We start from the raw sequence: 17,841 nt of genomic DNA on the forward strand, positions 1-17,841 counted from the left end.
AATTAATAAAAAACAATTCATAACCCAGAGCAGGCTTCTTATTAATTTTTCATCGGCGTTGACAACGGAAACGCCGCCCAGGAGTACATAGTTAAAAAATGCTAACAAAACGGATAATTCCATGTTTAGATGTCCGTGCCGGAAAAGTCACGAAGGGTGTCGCCTTTCAGGGCAATGTCGATGTCGGCGACCCCGTTGAGATGGCGCGGTTCTATTACGAAGGCGGTGCCGATGAACTCGTCTTTTACGACATCACAGCCAGCAATGAACGCCGCGATATAATGATTGATGTCGTCTCTGCTGTCGCCGCTGAGATTTTTATTCCTTTTTCTGTCGGTGGTGGGTTGCGGACGCTCGAGGACATGCGTCGTGTTCTACTTGCGGGCGCAGAAAAGGTGAGTATAGATTCCGGTGCCGTGCGGAATCCCGATATCATCGCCGAAGGCGCGCGAGCGTTTGGAAGCCAATGTGTTGTGCTGAGCATGCAGGTGAAACGCGTTCGGGAAAGTGAACAGATTCCGAGCGGTTATGAAATTTACATAGACGGTGGACGGACACCGGTCGGTTGGGATGCCTTGGAGTGGTCAGCAAGGGGTGTTGATTTGGGTGCCGGTGAAATCGTTGTTAATAGCATCGATGCAGATGGCACGAAGGCGGGATATGAACTCGAATTAACCGGTGCTATTGCAGATTTAGTCTCAGTGCCTGTTATTGCCTCCGGCGGCGCAGGAAACCCACAGCACTTACGGGATGTCTTTGTCGAAAGCAACGCCGATGCTGCGATCGTCGCCTCTATCACACACTATGGCGAATTCACAATCGAAAACATCAAAACCTATCTCGCTGACGAAGGTGTAAGTGTGCGGGATACATGGTAGAATGGCTGTCGGCTATCAGTAGTCAGCAGTCAGAAAGAGAACCTCGTGGCAGAAAGCAACAGGCAACTGCTACAGGTCTTAACCAACAACTGACAACCGATGACTGATAACTATTAAAATGGAGAAAATATGGAACCTAAGTTACCTGATGCAAGAAACGAAAATATATTAATCCACGTCAACGGTGAACTCCTACCCCGCGAAGATGCAAAAATCTCCGTATTCGACAGCCTTGTTCAAGGCGGAGACGGCGTATGGGAAGGCTTACGTGTCTATAACGGAAAAATCTTCGCGTTGGAGGCACATCTCGACCGACTCATGGATTCTGCACATGCTATGGCATTCGCTGGCATTCCGACACGCGATGAAATTAAAAAGGCGATTTTTGAAACACTCGAAGCCAACGGGATGCGGGACGGTGTGCATATCCGTCTAACGCTCAGCCGCGGGAAAAAGGTCACGTCGAGTATGGATGCCCGCGTCAATCAGTACGGCACGACTTTAATCGTAATAGCGGAGTGGAAGCCGCCCATCTACGCCAGCAGCGGTGTCCGCCTGATTACCTCAGCAATCCGACGGAACCCACCCCAGTGTGTTGATTCTAAAATCCATCATAACAACCTGATTAACAACATCCTTGCCAAAATTGAAGCAAACGTCGCTGGCGTGGATGATGCGATTATGCTCGACATCCACGGGTATGTTTCAGAGACGAATGCGACGAATATTTTTATCATAAAACGTGGGCATGTCCTGACACCACACGCCGATAGCTGCCTACCAGGGATTACACGGGGAACGGTCATCCAAATCGCTCGCGACGCTGGTATTCCCTTGACAGAGCGGAATGTTTCGTTAGTTGAAGTCTACACAGCGGATGAAGTCTTCACGACGGGAACTGTGGGTGAGTTGAGTCCGGTCTTAGAAGTTGATGGTAGGAAAATTGGGAGCAAGGACGTTGGTCCTGTGACGACCCGACTGCAGGGACTTTATGCGGAACTGACAGCCAACGAGGGCGAACCGTTGCCATAAAAGCATTCTGATTATCGGTTCGGATTGGCAGCATGGGCAAAACAGGCGAGAATGTCCGTTTCAGTTAAATACGGAAAATCGTCAAGAATTTCCGCTACTGTCATACCGGATGCAAGATATTCAAAAATATCGTAAACGGTAATCCGCATGCCCCGAATGCAGGGTTGCCCACTGCGTTTACCGGGTTCATAAGTACATCTTGATCAAAAACTGCGAACAGCAGTGGTAAACGCTGAATCTTGGCGAAAATTGAGAGGATGTCGGTATCAATAAAGACCAAGGTTTACTATTCCTTTGTCTTACTCTTTTCTCTGTGAAAGCTTTTGATAAGCGAAACGCCCTCCTTCAATTCCTCTACTGACCCAACCTCAACAATTTTCAAAATGCCTCTCGTTTTTAAAACCTCTTCAAACTCAAAACGGTGCAGCCCAGCTAGTTCCGAGGCTCTCGCAAGTGTCACTTCTCCCGCTTGATAGAGTTGGATTGAAGCATCAAGGTGAGATTTCTTTTTTTCGCGGACCAGGTTCTCGAGGGCTTCAACGATTAAGGTGTGAGGGTCAGGATAGAGTCCCGCACCAATCAGAGCATCGACCTCTTTTTTAAGAGTAGGTGAGTGAATTTCAATCTGTAGCATTGGGATACTCTCCTCAGAACTTACGTAAGCGTCAGATTTTGCAAGTTTCCCTGTTTTCATCCGTATATGTCCACAGAAACAGAGAATCTCATGAGACCTGCATTAAAAGATAACATGTTTCGCCTTGATTTGTCAAACTAACTTTTCCATGCCTCTGTTCTTTGTTTAATAGACCTGTGTTGTATTCCAACGTGAAATCTGTACAGACCTTAAATCTCAAGCTGCACAAAAACGAGATACACACCCGACATCAGGACCGCCAGAAATAGCACCAACAGCAGTAAATCCATTGCTGCGGTGTTGAAGTCTTTGCTTAGGTTGAGCGTATCCTTAAATTTAGGGATCGCTTCTGGACTGACAGGTTTCTGCGACATCCCTTCTTGAATTCCGATAACGTGAAGACTCTCCGGGTCTGCTCTATCGGTATCAATGACGAATTCGCGGTATTCACGAGCATACCGCTGCACATTCTCAATAAATTGCAAATGCCGTTCAAATCCAGTGCTAGCAAAAGATTCAAAGAGGCGTTGAACGATTGCTGTGGGTGAGATGCGGGTTATCGCCCGCGCCTGTTTCCCCTGTTTAATCTGCTGCTTCAAGTACGCCTCATTGAAACGTTCGTGTTCTTCTGCTTCCGTGGTAACATACTCGCCAAGCACGCGCACCGATGGCGTAGTTTGTGAGTCTCCATACTTATCTTGGTATACCTCACGCGCTTCGTCCGCCATTTGGATGCGCTGCTCCCAAAATTTCATATATGCCACCGGCACCGAGGTGCGACTGCCAATAGACGCTAACGTATTCGGCATAAATATTACAAAACTTACCCAAATCAACAATAGAACCACAAGGCTCACACCACTCTCCCTCGCCACTGCGGAGATGAGGAGACCGAGAGCGATAAACAGGCAGACGTAGAGGATAACGATACCATACAAAACACCTAAACGTCTCCATGCTTCAGCATTGAGTTGGACTGTCTCTGAGGTAGAGATGAGGAGTAGGTTCATCAACACTGCAATTGCAAACGGAATATTAATGCTGATGAATGCCCCTAAAAATTTGCCTATCAATACCGTGTGTCGTGGAATTGGGTTTGCCAAGGTCAGCCGCAATGTGCCGCGTTCCAGTTCACCAGAGATTGCGTCAAAAGTGAACAGAATCGCGACAAAGCTCAGCACATAACCGACGATGAACGCCCAATCCAGAGTGGTGAAATCAGGCCGGATATCCCGTAGATTCGGTGTCTCTTGTGGGTATCCGATTCGCCAAACCGGTCTCGCGTTGGCGATGTGGCGAACGAAATTACGCCCAATAGCATGCTTGGGTAGAAATGCCTCATCGCCTTCCGCACAGAAACGGAGGGGTGAGGGTGCTTTATGGAGGTCTCCAGGTCCTTCAGTCGCGAGGCGGTATAAACTGGTGCTACGTGCCTCTAACGTCTTTATAGCATCAGCAGCAGCGTTGTGATATGCTTGTGTCCGCGCCGGATGTTCACGCAAATGCACAACAGCATTGGTTAGCATCAATACCAGAAGCAGAACAGTTGCTAATGCGAAACGTAGGCTATTCAGGTTGTCGTAGATTTCACGTTTTGCAATATGCCACATCAACCTACACCTCACTTCTGATGAAAATGAGAACGATGCCCATAAACAGCGCGAGGTTACATATTAATAAGAGGAATAGGTCTGGCAATGCCCGTTTTGCATTCAGCCGGACATCACTTCTCTCAAAGCTAAACTCGGGGAGTGTGCTCCAGTCTACTGCACCTTTATCAGCAATGAACCACTCTCGTGAAGCAAACGCCTCCTTCGCGTAGAAATAGTCAATTAGGATCCTCCGGTAACGTCGCGCCGCGTCGAAAAAATCTCTGAGACCCAAAAAGTCAGTTCCTACCCACGCCTGTGTTGCGGCATCGTAGATGCCCACGGGTGAAAGTTTCAACAGTGTTCTATCCATTTCGGCTTGTCGAACAAAAATGTCATCGAGTGCCTGCTTTTGGATGAACCATGCTCTTTCTGCGGCATCGACAACCAACGGTTCAACATAAGCGTAGTATCTCTTGGCAATCGGGACATACTGTTCAAAGTCGGGAGAAATTTCCGAAATCTCGCTCATATTTTCGAGATATGGCGAGAGGGTTACTGGATCTATGTATGCATCCGTGTAAATTCCTAACACTTCATTAAACCGAGAGTCCTTTCCGACGACCCCCTCCCTTTCAAGGAACTTTTGTCGTTCCCTCTTATATTCGTCCACAATCTGTTGAATTTGATTTTTCGCGATCTTTGTGCGCGCCTGAATATCACCGCCGGGGTTAACCGTTGCCCGAATCAGATTTGGGTACAAGAGTATCAGAAATCCCCATATAAACATTGCCAACATCAACGCCGTACCCGTTCTACGGGTCGTCGCAGAAATCAACAATCCGATGAGGTAGAACAGAGACAGATAAGCAAACGATGTAAGCACAATCCCGGCGATGCGGAGAAAATCAGCTGTTGATAATGGAATCGAACCTGTTAGTAACAACAGCGCAAAGAGTAGGCTTAATAGCAATGGAACTAACAGACACGCCATCGCACTCATATATTTTGCAAGCAGGATCTCTCCGCGTCCGACAGGCTGTGCGAGGACGAGACGTAACGTGCCGCGCTCACGTTCCCCCGCAATCGCATCGTAAGCGAATATCAATCCCATTAAACTTAAGACGACCTCAAAGACAAACACAATATCCATTGAAGAGAAGAAGGCGATAAATGGGTTATCTGTGCCGTGCATCTGAGCATCCCAGAGCGTCGGCACAAATCCGTGCCAGATGCCGCTAAGGTTACCTAAGCGTTTATCTAACCCGACATTGAAAATGCTCAATGGATTCGGCGGACGGTCAACGAACAGGTACATCGTGGAATAGGTCTGCGCCTCCCGTAATTGCGCATCATGCATTTTGACGGCATCGTTGTAACTCTCCAACCGCTGTTTGTAATCTTGAATAAGCACAGCAGTATTCGCAACAACGAGCAGCAATGTGATGAGCAGGACCGCTGCGAAACGAAAGGTCATCAGATTGTCAAGGAGTTCTCGGCGAATAAGTGTCATTAACATTTATTATACCTCGGCCCGCACAAACGCGAGATACGCTGCGGATAGAAGCACCATAACAAACAAAGCCAACAATAGTATCTCTATTGCTCTGTTATTGAGGTCTTGACTGAGGTCGAATGTATCTTCAAATTTCGGAACCGCCTCTGGGCTGACAGGTTTCTGGGACATGCCTTCACGAATGTTTATGATATGGCGGCTTTCAGGGTCCCCTCTATCCCTGTCAACGATGAATTCACGGAGCTGTCGGGCGTAGTGTTGTGTATTCTCCACAAATTGCAGGTGCCGCTCAAATCCGGTACCAGCAAACGCTTCAATCAGGTGCTGCAGAAGTGTAGTGGGTGAGATGCTGGTGATGGCGCGGGCGCGGTGCATCTGAGCACTCCGGTACTTTAATTGCTCTTCCTGCCAGCGTTCCCGTCTTTCAGCGTTTTCAGTGTAAAAATCGCTTTTTCCTCTTAACGTCCTGTCATCCAATTCATCCGACCAGATCCACTCATCGTATTTATCCCATAGGTCCTCTTGAACTGGATTCCGCTGTTGCCAATATTTATTGAAGGACACGGCAGGTGAAAAGCTGCTCGCAATTGAAGCGAGGGTACTCGGCATAAAAGCGACAAAGGTTACCCACGTCAAAAGCAGTATCATCAGGCTCACCGCGCTCCGTTGTACACGCGTGGAGACTAATAACCCTAACGCCAGAAAGAGACTCGTATACAGAAGGGCGAGACAGAAAATGATACCTAAACGTCCATAAGCTTCTGTTGTTAGGTGAACAGTATTTGCGGTCGAAATCAACAAAAGGTTTACCAACACAGCAAGCGTGAGCGGTATACTAATACTGAGCAATGCCCCTAAAAATTTGCAGATAAGGACAGTGTGTCGGGGAATTGAATTGGCTAACATCAATCGGAGTGTGCCACGCTCGCGTTCACCGGAGAAGGCATCAAAGGTGAACAAGAGTGCCAGTAGACTCAGGATGTAACCGATGATGAACGCCCAATCCACTTGTGAAACGTCCGGTCCAACGCTCTTGTTCTGGAGGTTGGCATCTGGGTACGACAGGGTCCAGACACCTTGGAGTACCACCTTCTCTTCATTTGAATCGGGCACGGACATCGTCGCGAATACGTATGGTTCTTCTACTTTGATCGTATCTGGTAGGAGGGGACCCCCTCCGTTTGCACAGAAGTGAAGGGGAGACGGCTTTTTGTAGAAATTTCCCGGCCCGTATTGTGCCAGTGTATAAAGACTGTCCTCAGCGCGAGTCGTTAAGTGATTCAAAGATTCGGCGACAGCATCCCGATATCGCTGGACATGTTTCGGATGCTCTCGGAGATGTCTAACGGCATTGGTTACCATCAGTGCCAGCAACAATACAGTTGTTAGAGCGAATCGGAGGCTATTGAGGTTATCGTAGATTTCGCGTTTGGTAATATGCCAAATCATCCTACACCTCACTCCTGACGAAAATCAAAAATATAATTGTGAACAGGATTAAGTTAATCATCAATAGGAAGAATAAATCCGGTAACGCTCGCTTTGCATTGATGTCTATACCACTCTTCTGAAAGGAAAACTGCGGGAGTGCGTCCCAGTCAGCCGTGCCTTGATCGGCAGCAAACCATTGTCGTGATTCAAATATCTTTTCGTCATAGAAATAGTCAAGGACTGCTTGTCGGTAACGTTGAACAGCGTAGAAAAAGTCTTGAATACCCGCTAAATCGGTGCCTGCCCAGGCTTCCGTTGCCGCGTCATACAACCCGACGGGTGAAAATTTCAGTAAGGTGCGACCGAGATTTGCGGGTTGGATATAGATGGCCTCTAAGGCGGGTTTACGAACAAGCCACGTGCGTTGGACGGTATTAACAGTCTCTCTATTGTAGAAGCGGTAATAATTCTGTACAAGTGGGACCTGTGGCTCAGATTCTGCTCCAATTTTTCCGGCGTAGAATCCGGTTTGGTGGAAATAGAGTAATATTGCCGGTTTGTCTTCACGCGGACTGAAGGAGTATTCAACGCCCTTGAGGTCAAATGCCCCACTTTCGCCGTTACGCGATAAGGGACCTAAGACGGGATCATTGCGTAGAAACTGCTTGCGTTCTCTCTCCCATTCTTCCCACATCTGTTTGATTTGATGATAGGCGGAGGTTTGCGTCTCCGGTTGCGGGGTGGTTTCAACAGCGGTAAGAATCAGGTTTGGATACACGAGGACTAAGAATCCCCAGACAAACATGCAAAGCATGAGTGCGGTACTGGTTCGACGCGTCATCGCGGAGATGCACATACCGATGAGGTAGAACAGCGATAGATAAAGGAGTGATGTGAGGACAATCCCACCGATGCGAAGGAAATCATCCGTATTCAAGAAAATCGCAGTCGATGTCGTCAGCAAGATAATCGACAGGAGAAGGCTGATTAGTAAAGGCGCAAGTAGACAGAGCATCGCGCTGATGTACTTGGCAAATAGGATGGACCCGCGTCGGATGGGGTGCGTCAGCACGAGGCGTAAGGTGCCGCGTTCCCGTTCACCAGCGAGCGCATCGTAAGCGAAAATCAGGGCGAGCAGACTTAGGACCCCTTGAAAAACAAGCGCGATGTCAATTGAAGTGAAGAGGTTGAGAAACGGGTTATTCGCCCCGTGCTTCCTTGCATCCCAAATAGTTGGCACAAACCCGTGGTATACATTAACTTTGTTACCTACCCGCTTGTCTAATCCCAAATTGAAAATGCTCAATGGGTTCGGGGAACGATGAGCAACTAACCCTCCAAGGTAATACGAATAGGTTTTCTCCTCGCGTAATTCCCGGTAACTTTCCTGAGTAGCCGTATTGTAAGCCGTCAGTCGCTGTTCATAGTCCTTGAGGAGTACAACGGTATTCGCAACGACAAGCAAGAGTGTAATGAAAACAGCTGCGGCAAATCGAAATGTCATCAGATTGTCGAGGAGTTCTCGACGGATAAGTGTGAATAGCATCTATTATACCTCAACGCGCACAAAGGCGAGATACGCGCCTGAGAAAAAAACAAGGAAAAATAGAACCAATAGTAATAAATCCACTGCCGCAGTATTGAAATCGCGACTGAGGCTGAGTGTATCTTCAAATTTCGGTATTGCCTCTGGATTGATAGGTTTCTGTGACATTCCTTCACGGACACCAATGATATGAGGGCTGTCGGGGTCTGCCCTATCCATATCTCCGACGAATTCTCGGTATTCGCGGGCGTAGCGTTGCACGTTCTCCACGAATTGTCGGTGCCGTTCAAACCCCGTTCCAGCAAACGCTTCAAGAAGGTGTTGGACAATCGCAACGGGCGAAATGCGGGTGACGGAACGCGCCAGTTGGATTTGAGCATGTTCCTGGTTTAAGTGTTCGTGGCTCAAACGTTCCCGCTGTGCTGCTTCGTCAGTGACATACTCGCCTCCTAACTGTATTTTTTTCGCTGACAACTCATCTGTGTTTTGCAAACGAGTCTCGTAGGTGTCTTTGAGTTCATTATGAAGTTGATTCCGGCGTTCAAAGAATTCATCATAAGTCATCGGTGTTGAAAATCCGCTGGCAATGGAGGCGAGCGTACTCGGCATAAAAACGACAAAAGTTACCCACATCAACAGGAGTGTCACAAGACTCGCCGCGTTTTGCTGTACACGCGACGATACTAACAGACCTAACGCAAGAAATAGACACAGGTACAGAAGCGCGATAGAAAAAATAATACCTAAACGGCTCCACGCTTCGGTGCTGAGTTGGACATCGTTAGACGTGGAAATTACTAACAGGTTCATCAACACAGAAAGCGTAAACGGGACGCTAATACTTATCAAGGCGCCTAAAAACTTGCCAAGTAGCACAGTATGACGTGGGACCGAGTTAGCTAACATCAAACGCAGTGTGCCGCGTTCACGTTCACCGGAGATCGAATCAAAGGTGAACAAGATCGCGATGAGGCTCAAAACGTACCCAATCACAAACCCCCAATCTACTTTGATAGTGTCTGGACGAATATTTTTTGAATTGAGCGTCGCGGGTAGATATAACAGCTGCCAGAAACCCCTTAAGTCATCGGTGGTCCAAAAGACAAATTCGCCATTGACTCTATCTGACAAAAAAATATCGCCCCCCTCTGCACAGAAATGGAGTGGAGACGGCTTTTTGTAAAGATTTCCGGGACCCCATTGCGCAATTTCATATAAATCTGTTCGAGCCCTTAAGCGGTTCAGCGATTCTGTGACGGCATCATGATATTTCTGTATCCGCACAGGATGTTCCCGGAGATGCACAATAGCATTGGTCAGCATCAAACCGAAAAGCAACACTGTTGCCAAAGCAAAGCGGAGGCTATTGAGATTGTCGTAGAGTTCGCGTTTTGCGATATGCCAAATCATTTTTTCGGCTGTCGGCTGTCAGCAATCAGCTTTCAGCAAAGATAGGTTGTGCCTTATGAGTAATTGTAATCAGCAGTTTGTAGCAGGAACTAAACGATCAACTTTGCAAGCGTCTCTTAACTGACCGCTGAGAGCGCAGCGACCTGACAGCTGACAGCCACTTTACACTTCACTTCTTTGGAAAACCAGAAGTATCACTATAAAGAGCAAGAGGTTCATTATTAGTAACAAGAGTAAATCTGGTAGTGCTCGTTCTACGTTTATTCTCACATCGCTTCTCTGAAAAGAAAACCGAGGTAAATTGTCCCAATCCACCATCTCCTTGTCTGCAGAAAACCATTGCCGAGAGCCGAATGCGTTTTTATCGTAGTAATAGTCAACCACAGTCCGTCGATACTTTCGCGCTGCCTCGAAAAAATCTCTGAGTCCGGACAGGTCCGTGCCTGCCCACGCCTGCGTTGCAGCATCGTACATCCCGACGGGTGAAAACCTCAAAAGGATTCGATCAACTATCGCTGGCTGAACGAAGACAGTATCAAGTGCTGTTTTTCGGATAAGCCATGTTCGCTCTGCGGCATCAACGCTTCGTGGTACAAGGAAGCGGTAATAATCCTGCGCGTGTGGCACCTGAGGTTCGGATTCCTCATTAAGCTCCAAAACGTGTGCGCCAGCACCGTAATGATAATAGAAGACCGATGCATCCTCGTAAAAGTATTCATAGGCGAAACCTGACCGTACCATACCAAAACTCGGATCCTCCCCTGGAACCGGATCATTCGCAAGGAAGTGCTTTCGTTCTCTATCGAGTTCTTCCCATATCTGTTTAATTTGATTGAAGGTGGAGACCATCCGCGCTTGCGAAGTTTGTGGAGGGGCAATCGCGGCAATCACCACATTCGGATATACCAACACCGAAAATCCCCAGACAAACATGGCAAGCATCAGCGCGGTACCGGTTCTGGTGGTTGCTGCTGAAATCAGCATGCCGATAAGGTAGAATACCGACAGATATGAAATTGAACTGAAAATAATCCCACCAATCCGGAGAAAATCACCAATGCTCAGGGAAATAGTGGTAGATGTCATCAGCAAAATCATTGCAAGGAGCAGACTCATTAGCAGCGGTACCAGTAGACATGTCATCGCACTGATGTATTTCGCAAGCAGGATTTGCCCACGACTGACCGAATGCGTTAGAACCAGACGCAGTGTCCCGCGCTCGCGTTCTCCTGCAAGGGCATCGTAAGCGAAAATCAGTGCTATTAGGCTCAGGACTATCTCAAAGATAAAGACAATATCGATCGAAGAGAAAAGGTTGAGAAGTGGATTCGTTGTCCCGAGCATATCAGCATCCCACAGCGTCGGTACATAACTATGAGATATCCAAGTTTCGCTCTCTAACTGTTTATCTAACCCTACATTGAAGATACTCAAAGGATTTGGAGGACGGGCAACGTCCAATTTTCCACCCGAATAGGTTTTTCTTTCCCGCAATTGCTGATGATGCGTTTTGAGAGCAGTATTGTAAGCTGCCAACCGCCGCTCATAATCTTTGATGAGTACAGCGGTATTTGCAACCACAAGCAAGAGCATAATCAAGACGGCTGCGGCGAAACGGAATGTCATTAGGTTGTCAAGGAGTTCTCGGCGAATAAGTGTGAGTAGCATCTATTATACCTCCACACGCACAAAGGCAAGATAGGCTCCCGACAGAAGCACCACAACAAATAGCGTCAGCAACAGCAAATCCATCGCTGCAGCGTTGAAATCTTTGCTCAGACTCAGTGTATCTTCAAATTTTGGTATTGCCTCTGGACTAACGGGTTTCTTAGACATGCCTTCCGGAACGCCGATCAGATGGAGGCTTTCAGGATCTCCCCTATCGGTGTCAACGATGAATACGTGATATTGGCGACCGTAGTGCTGGGCGTTTTCCAAGAATTGCAGATGCCGCTCAAAACCGGTGCCAGCAAAGGATTCGAGAAGCTGCTGGACAATCGCAGCCGGTGAGATACGGGTAACGGCGCGCGCCTGTTGAACTTGTTCGACCTGCTGCATTAAGCGTTCTTCAATCAGACGTTCTTGCGCTGCTTTGTCTTCGATAACAAACTGGCTTCCTACCTGCATATCCCGCAGCTTGGATACACCTGTTTTGTGAAAGTACGCCTCCCAAAGTTTATTATTGATTTGCTTTCGACGCACCTGAAGTTCATCAGAGGACATTGGAGAGGAAAAACCACTCGCGATCGAGGCAAGAATGTTGGGCATAAAAACGACAAAGGTGACCCACGCCAGCAAAAGTATCACGAGGCTCACTGCACTCTGCCGCGCACGCGCCGATACCAATAGACCTAATACCAGAAAAAGACTCGTATACAAGATCGCAATAAAGCAGATGATACCTAAACGTCCCCACGCCTCTGCACCAAGGTGGAGGGTTCTAGCTGTGGAAATCAGCAGTAGGTTCATCAATACCGCAATCCCAAACGGGATACTCACACTAATCAACGCGCCTAAGAACTTGCCCATAAGAACGGTATGCCGTGGAATTGAATTCGCCAACATCAAACGCAGCGTGCCTCGCTCACGTTCACCGGAAATAGAGTCGAAGGTGAACAAGAGCGCGACGAGACTCAAAGCATAGCCGATTATAAACCCCCAGTCCACTTTGGTGACATCTGGACGAATATTTGTCAAATTGTGGGGCACAGCAGGATACTGCATTCGCCAGAAACTACTTAGATTATTGCTGTCCCAGAAGTGATAGGGTGTCTCAACGGTTCCTGATAAAAAAGTATCGCGCCCTTCTGCGCAGAAATGAAGCGGAGATGGCTTTTTGTAAAGTTTTCCAGGTCCCTTTCGTGCGAGGTCATATAAACTGTCTGCACGTGCCTCTAAGATATTGCGCGCCTCTACAACAAAAGAGAGGTGCCTCTGTATTCTCGCGGGATGCTCACGGAGATGCACAACGGCGTTGGTCAGCATCAAGCCTAACAACAACACTGTTGTGAGGGCAAATCTGAGACTATTGAGATTATCATAGAGTTCGCGTTTTGCGATATACCACATCATTTTATACTTCGCTCTTGACGAAAATCAGAAATATTATTGTAAACAGAACTATGTTGATTGTTAGCAATAAGAATAAATCTGGTAACGCTCGTTTTGCATTTGTGCCTATCCTACTTCTTTGAAAAGAAAACTGGGGCAAAGTGTCCCAGGCCACGCCTGTTTTGTCTGGAGCAAACCACGAGCGAGACTTAAACACATCTCCATCGTGTAGATAGGCAATAACTGTTCGTTGGTACTGCCGAACTGCCTCAAAAAAATCTTGGAGACCTTTTAAATCCGTGCCTGCCCAGGCCTGTGTTGCAGCGTCGTACATTCCAACTGGCGAAAGTTTCAATAGCGTTCTATCAACGAATACCGGTTTCACAAAAATGTCATCGAGTGCTTGCTTTCGGATGAGCCACGTTTGGTCTGCTGTATCAATGATCTGAGGTCCGAGGAAACCATAGTAATTTTGCGCGTGTGGGACCCGCGGTAGCGATTCCGCATTGAGTTCGCCTTTATAGTAGAGCACTGTCCAATAGTAATAGGATAACGTCAATCGATTTTCGCTGAATCCATCTCCAGCACCCCATCCGTTAGAACTGTTTATGTCAAACATTGGGTCTTCTCCGGGGACAGGGTCGGTAGCAAGGAAGTGTTTGCGTTTTCTATCGAATTCCTCCCATATTTGCTTAATTTGACTGAGAGCGGATGCCCCACGTTCTGCTGAGGGGTCTTGTGGAGTTGTTGTGGTAAGAACCACGTTTGGATAGACAAGCACCAAAAATCCCCAAACAAAGATGGATAGCATAAGCGCAGTACTTGTCCTACCAGTCATCGCTGAAACCAGCAGCCCGATGAGGTAAAACACCGATAGATAAGTGACGGAGGCAAAAATAATCCCACCGATACAGAGGAAATCATCGGTTGTTAGGTAAATTGAAGCGGATGTCGTTAGCAAAAGCATCGCGAGCAGCAGACTCATCAGCAAAGGCATAAGTAGACACACCATCGCGCTGAGATATTTCGCAAGTAGAATATAACCGCGCTGGACAGGATTCGTTAAAATAAGACGTAATGTGCCCGCCTCATATTCCCCCGCAAGCGCATCATAGGCAAATATAAGTGCCAGTAAACTGAGGACAACCTCAAAAATAAAAACAATATCAATTGACGAGAAAATGTTAAGAAACGAATTGTCTGAGCTATTCATGCCGGCATCCCAAAGTGACGGAACAAGCCAGTAAGATACCCGAATTTCGTTCCCGAGTCGCTTATCTAATCCAACATTGAATATACTCAATGGATTGGGAGGTCTATCGATATCCAATCTGGATATCCCCGGCGAATAGGCGGGTCTTTTGTATAGTTCTTGCCGATGAGTCTCCACAGAGGTGTTATAGTCTGCCAAACGCCGCTCGTAATCTTGGATGAGTACAGCAGTAACAGCAACAACCAGCAATAGGGTGATAAAGACAGCCGCAGCAAAACGGAATGTCATTAGGTTATCGAGTATTTCTCTGCGGATAAGTGTTAGTAGCATCTGTTATACCTCAACGCGCACAAACGCAAGATACGCCCCGGATAAAAGCACAACGAAAAACAGTGCTAATAACAATAAATCCATCATCGCAGCGTTAAAATCGCGACTGAGGCTCAGTGTGTCTTTAAATTTGGGAATCGCCTCTGGCCTGACAGGTTTCTGTGACATACCTTCGCGAACACCGAAAACGTGGAGGCTCGTTGGGTCTGCCTTATCGGTTTCAGCAATGAATACTCGAAATTGCTGGGCGTGAGATTTAATGTTGTCTAAAAATTGCAAATGCCGTTCAAAACCGGTTCCAGCGAAGGACTCAAGAAGGTGTTGGAAAATGGCAACAGGTGAAATACGGGTGATGGCGCGTGCGCGATTCATTTGAGAAATCTGTTGATTTAATTGCTCCGCGTGTAACCGCTCCTGTTGCTCAGCATCTCTGGTGACAATCTCACCTCCCAATCGTATCTTCTCCCTCACATCCTCAGGTATGTCATCCGAATAAGAGTAGTATTTATCCCAAAGTTCATCCAGTTCATCTTCAAATTGCGAAGAGCGTTTCCGAAATTCATCATAGGACATAGGTGGCGATGAAAGACCATTGGCAATAGAAGCGAGTGTACTCGGCATGAAAACCACAAGAACTGTCCAAATCAATAGAAGCACGACAAGACTGACGGCACTTCGTTGTACACGCGTCGACACCAATAAACCTAACCCAAGAAACAGGCACGTGTATAGAAGTGCAATAAAATAGATAATACCTAAACGTCCCCACGCTTCCATATTGAGGTGAACGGCACTTGATGTGGAAATTATCAATAGGTTCATCAACACGGCAAGCGTAAACGGGATACTGATGCTTATCAACGCTCCTAAAAACTTGCCAATGAGTACAGTGTGCCGTGGAATTGAATTCGCCAACATCAATCGTAATGTCCCGCGTTCACGTTCAGTGGAGATTGCGTCAAACGTGAACAACAGTGCGATGAGGCTTAAGACGTAGCCGATGATAAAACCCCAATCCAATTCGGTGACATTTGGACGGATATTATACAGATTGGGATTGGACGATGGATATGCCAGTATCCAGAAACTCTCCAGCGTGCCAGCACCCCATCGATGGTAGCTGCCCTGTGCATACCTTGATAAAAACGGCTCGCCGCCGTCTGCACAAAAACGGAGTGGAGACGGTTTTTTGTAAAGATTTCCAGGACCTTGCTCGGCGAGTTTATACAGGCTGTCAGCGGCATAATTCGCTAAACGATTTTGATATCTGGTGACCCCGTCGCGATATTCTTGTATCCGTTTGGGATGCTCTCGGAGGTAAACAACCGCATTCGTTAACATCAAACCCAGCAGCAGGACGGTTGTGAGAGCGAAGCGGAGGCTATTGAGATTGTCGTAGAGTTCGCGTTTTGTAATATGCCACATTGGTTGTTGGTTGTTAGTTATTGGTTGTTGGTTAAGAGCCACTCCGTAACAATCAACTACAGTTTGGAGTACTCCAAGAACTCACGAATTGTTACAAGTCCCCTCTTAACTTACAGCCTATAACCAACCACCAATAGCCATCCTACACTTCACTTTTGATGAAGATTAGAAATATTGCCATGAAAAGAATAACATTGATTAGCAGCAATAGACAGACATCGGGTAATGCGCGTTTTGTATTTACGCCGATGTCGCTTCTTTTAAAACGGAATTGCGGCAGTCTGCTCCAATCGACTGCCCCTTGGTTGGCGGAAAACCATTGTTGTTCCCCAAAAGCCTCTTTGTCATAAAAATAGTTGATGACTCTTTGGCGATATTGACGCGCTGCATCGAAAAAATCACGGATACCGTTCAAATCTGTGCCTGTCCAGGCTTGCGTTGCTGAGTCATAGATGCCCATGGGTGAGAGTTTCAGTAAGGTTTTATCAATACCTGCAGGTCGCACAAAGATATTTTCAAGTCCAGGTTTTCGGAGCAGCCATGTTTTCTCTGCATTACCGATAACGCGGGGTTCAAGAAAGCGGAAATAACCCTGAGCGTGTGGAACTTGTGACTCAGATTGCTCATTAATTTTGCCAATATTAAGGGTATTCTTGAGGTAAACATTTAATTTTGATGTGCGTTGTATAAGGTATTCACTACTCCATCCGGATGCTCCAATACCAAACCACATGCTTTCGCCGGGAACAGGGTCATTGACGAGAAAATCCTTTCGTTCTCTGTCAAATTCTTCCCATATCTGTTTCATCTGATTCGCGGTAGAATCAATTTGTGCGCGCGGCGGACTCGATGGCGACATCACGGCGAGAATCATGTTTGGATAAACCAACACCAGAAATCCCCAGGCGAACATAGATAGCATGAGGGCGGTGCTGGTCCTACGAGATACCTCAGAAATCAGCATCCCAATGAGGTAAAACACCGATAGGTATACCAGCGATGTTAGAACAATCCCACCAATGCGAAGAAAATCATCAGGTGAAAGCGAGAGGGAACGGTTGTTCGTTAGCAAAATCATCGCGAAGAGGAGACTTAACAGCAACGGCATAAGCAGACAGAGCATTGCACTGATGTATTTTGCAAGCAGAATGTGTCCACGCCTCACCGATTGTGCCAGAACAAGACGTAAGGTGCCGCGTTCGCGCTCACCAGCGAAAGCATCGTAGGCGAATAGCAGTGCTGTCAAGCTGAGGATAACCTCAAAGATGAAGACGATATCAATTGATGTGAAGATGTTAAGAAACGGGTTATCTGACCCGTGCATGGAAGCGTCCCAAAGTGTAGGTACAAAGGCGTGATAGATTGGAACTTGGTTTCCGAGTTGTTTATCAAATCCGGCGTTGAAGATACTCAGCGGATTCGGTGGACGATCTATATTCAATTCATAACCCGAATAGGCTTTGAACTCTTGGAGTTTATCCTGATGTGTTTTGAGAGCGGTGTTATAAGCTGCCAACCGCCGTTCATAATCCTGAATAAGCACAGCAGTATTTGCGACGACAAGCAAGAGCGTGATGAAGACGGCTGCGGCGAACCGGAAGGTCATCAGGTTATCGAGGAGTTCTCGACGAATGAGTGTGATCAGCATCGGATTTTCTCTCCACAGGTTTAGGTATTTCAAACTTGCAGGGTTGAATATAGATCGGTTTTAATACGGGACACTATTATAGTTTACGCAATAAGTAGTTTTGGACATAGGCAATTTCAGTTTTCTTAATGTTATCAC

General features: G+C 47.1%; 13 protein-coding genes and 1 pseudogene. 2 read left to right on the plus strand and 12 right to left on the minus strand.

The features are described from left to right. Positions 1-98: 98 nt before the first annotated feature. On the plus strand, positions 99-878 hold the full coding sequence (hisF, locus tag OXN25_13225) for an imidazole glycerol phosphate synthase subunit HisF (protein MDE0425820.1): 780 nt from the start codon (positions 99-101) through the stop codon (positions 876-878). Positions 879-1,007: 129 nt separating this feature from the next. Further along, positions 1,008-1,910, plus strand: a complete 903-nt coding sequence (gene ilvE / locus OXN25_13230; GenBank protein MDE0425821.1) for a branched-chain-amino-acid transaminase — start codon at positions 1,008-1,010, stop codon at positions 1,908-1,910. 11 nt (positions 1,911-1,921) lie between these two features. Here the strand turns inward: ilvE and OXN25_13235 are convergent. The 12 genes and pseudogenes from OXN25_13235 to OXN25_13290 form a co-directional block, all read right to left on the minus strand. Continuing rightward, positions 1,922-2,104, minus strand: a pseudogene (locus tag OXN25_13235) (DUF433 domain-containing protein). A 92-nt stretch (positions 2,105-2,196) separates the two neighbouring features. Then, positions 2,197-2,604, minus strand: a complete 408-nt coding sequence (locus OXN25_13240; protein MDE0425822.1) for a UPF0175 family protein — start codon at positions 2,602-2,604, stop codon at positions 2,197-2,199. Between the two features lie 149 nt (positions 2,605-2,753). Next, on the minus strand, positions 2,754-4,154 hold the full coding sequence (locus OXN25_13245; protein ID MDE0425823.1) for an ABC transporter permease subunit: 1,401 nt from the start codon (positions 4,152-4,154) through the stop codon (positions 2,754-2,756). Between the two features lie 4 nt (positions 4,155-4,158). Then, positions 4,159-5,652, minus strand: a complete 1,494-nt coding sequence (locus OXN25_13250) for an ABC transporter permease subunit (protein MDE0425824.1) — start codon at positions 5,650-5,652, stop codon at positions 4,159-4,161. A gap of 3 nt (positions 5,653-5,655) precedes the next feature. Further along, the gene (locus tag OXN25_13255) at positions 5,656-7,098 is read right to left on the minus strand and encodes an ABC transporter permease subunit (protein MDE0425825.1); all 1,443 of its coding nucleotides are present in this window, start codon (positions 7,096-7,098) and stop codon (positions 5,656-5,658) included. A gap of 1 nt (position 7,099) precedes the next feature. Beyond that, positions 7,100-8,626, minus strand: a complete 1,527-nt coding sequence (locus OXN25_13260) for an ABC transporter permease subunit (GenBank protein ID MDE0425826.1) — start codon at positions 8,624-8,626, stop codon at positions 7,100-7,102. 3 nt (positions 8,627-8,629) lie between these two features. Continuing rightward, positions 8,630-10,036: an ABC transporter permease subunit gene (locus tag OXN25_13265; protein MDE0425827.1), complete on the minus strand. Its 1,407-nt coding sequence runs from the start codon at positions 10,034-10,036 to the stop codon at positions 8,630-8,632. 162 nt (positions 10,037-10,198) lie between these two features. Continuing rightward, a complete protein-coding gene (locus tag OXN25_13270) occupies positions 10,199-11,704 on the minus strand; it encodes an ABC transporter permease subunit (protein ID MDE0425828.1) in 1,506 nt (501 codons plus the stop codon). Positions 11,705-11,707: 3 nt separating this feature from the next. Continuing rightward, positions 11,708-13,108, minus strand: coding sequence for an ABC transporter permease subunit (locus OXN25_13275; GenBank protein MDE0425829.1), 1,401 nt, complete (start codon positions 13,106-13,108; stop codon positions 11,708-11,710). Position 13,109: 1 nt separating this feature from the next. Beyond that, entirely contained in the window at positions 13,110-14,630 is a 1,521-nt protein-coding gene (locus tag OXN25_13280) for an ABC transporter permease subunit (protein ID MDE0425830.1), read from the minus strand. Positions 14,631-14,633: 3 nt separating this feature from the next. Beyond that, positions 14,634-16,055, minus strand: a complete 1,422-nt coding sequence (locus tag OXN25_13285) for an ABC transporter permease subunit (protein ID MDE0425831.1) — start codon at positions 16,053-16,055, stop codon at positions 14,634-14,636. 142 nt (positions 16,056-16,197) lie between these two features. Next, positions 16,198-17,703, minus strand: coding sequence for an ABC transporter permease subunit (locus OXN25_13290; GenBank protein ID MDE0425832.1), 1,506 nt, complete (start codon positions 17,701-17,703; stop codon positions 16,198-16,200). Positions 17,704-17,841 lie beyond the last annotated feature (138 nt).

It is taken from the genome of Candidatus Poribacteria bacterium (genome assembly GCA_028820845.1).
Lineage (GTDB): Bacteria > Poribacteria > WGA-4E > WGA-4E > WGA-3G > WGA-3G.

Excerpts from the sequence above, each read along its gene's own strand:
- OXN25_13275 (MDE0425829.1), bottom strand. The coding sequence starts at position 13,108 with ATGATGTGGTATATCGCAAAACGCGAACTCTATGATAATCTCAATAGT.
- OXN25_13250 (MDE0425824.1), bottom strand. The coding sequence starts at position 5,652 with ATGTTAATGACACTTATTCGCCGAGAACTCCTTGACAATCTGATGACC.
- hisF (MDE0425820.1), top strand. The coding sequence starts at position 99 with ATGCTAACAAAACGGATAATTCCATGTTTAGATGTCCGTGCCGGAAAA.
- OXN25_13290 (MDE0425832.1), bottom strand. The coding sequence starts at position 17,703 with ATGCTGATCACACTCATTCGTCGAGAACTCCTCGATAACCTGATGACC.
- ilvE (MDE0425821.1), top strand. The coding sequence starts at position 1,008 with ATGGAACCTAAGTTACCTGATGCAAGAAACGAAAATATATTAATCCAC.
- OXN25_13240 (MDE0425822.1), bottom strand. The coding sequence starts at position 2,604 with ATGAAAACAGGGAAACTTGCAAAATCTGACGCTTACGTAAGTTCTGAG.
- OXN25_13285 (MDE0425831.1), bottom strand. The coding sequence starts at position 16,055 with ATGTGGCATATTACAAAACGCGAACTCTACGACAATCTCAATAGCCTC.
- OXN25_13245 (MDE0425823.1), bottom strand. The coding sequence starts at position 4,154 with ATGTGGCATATTGCAAAACGTGAAATCTACGACAACCTGAATAGCCTA.
- OXN25_13255 (MDE0425825.1), bottom strand. The coding sequence starts at position 7,098 with ATGATTTGGCATATTACCAAACGCGAAATCTACGATAACCTCAATAGC.
- OXN25_13270 (MDE0425828.1), bottom strand. The coding sequence starts at position 11,704 with ATGCTACTCACACTTATTCGCCGAGAACTCCTTGACAACCTAATGACA.
- OXN25_13280 (MDE0425830.1), bottom strand. The coding sequence starts at position 14,630 with ATGCTACTAACACTTATCCGCAGAGAAATACTCGATAACCTAATGACA.
- OXN25_13260 (MDE0425826.1), bottom strand. The coding sequence starts at position 8,626 with ATGCTATTCACACTTATCCGTCGAGAACTCCTCGACAATCTGATGACA.
- OXN25_13265 (MDE0425827.1), bottom strand. The coding sequence starts at position 10,036 with ATGATTTGGCATATCGCAAAACGCGAACTCTACGACAATCTCAATAGC.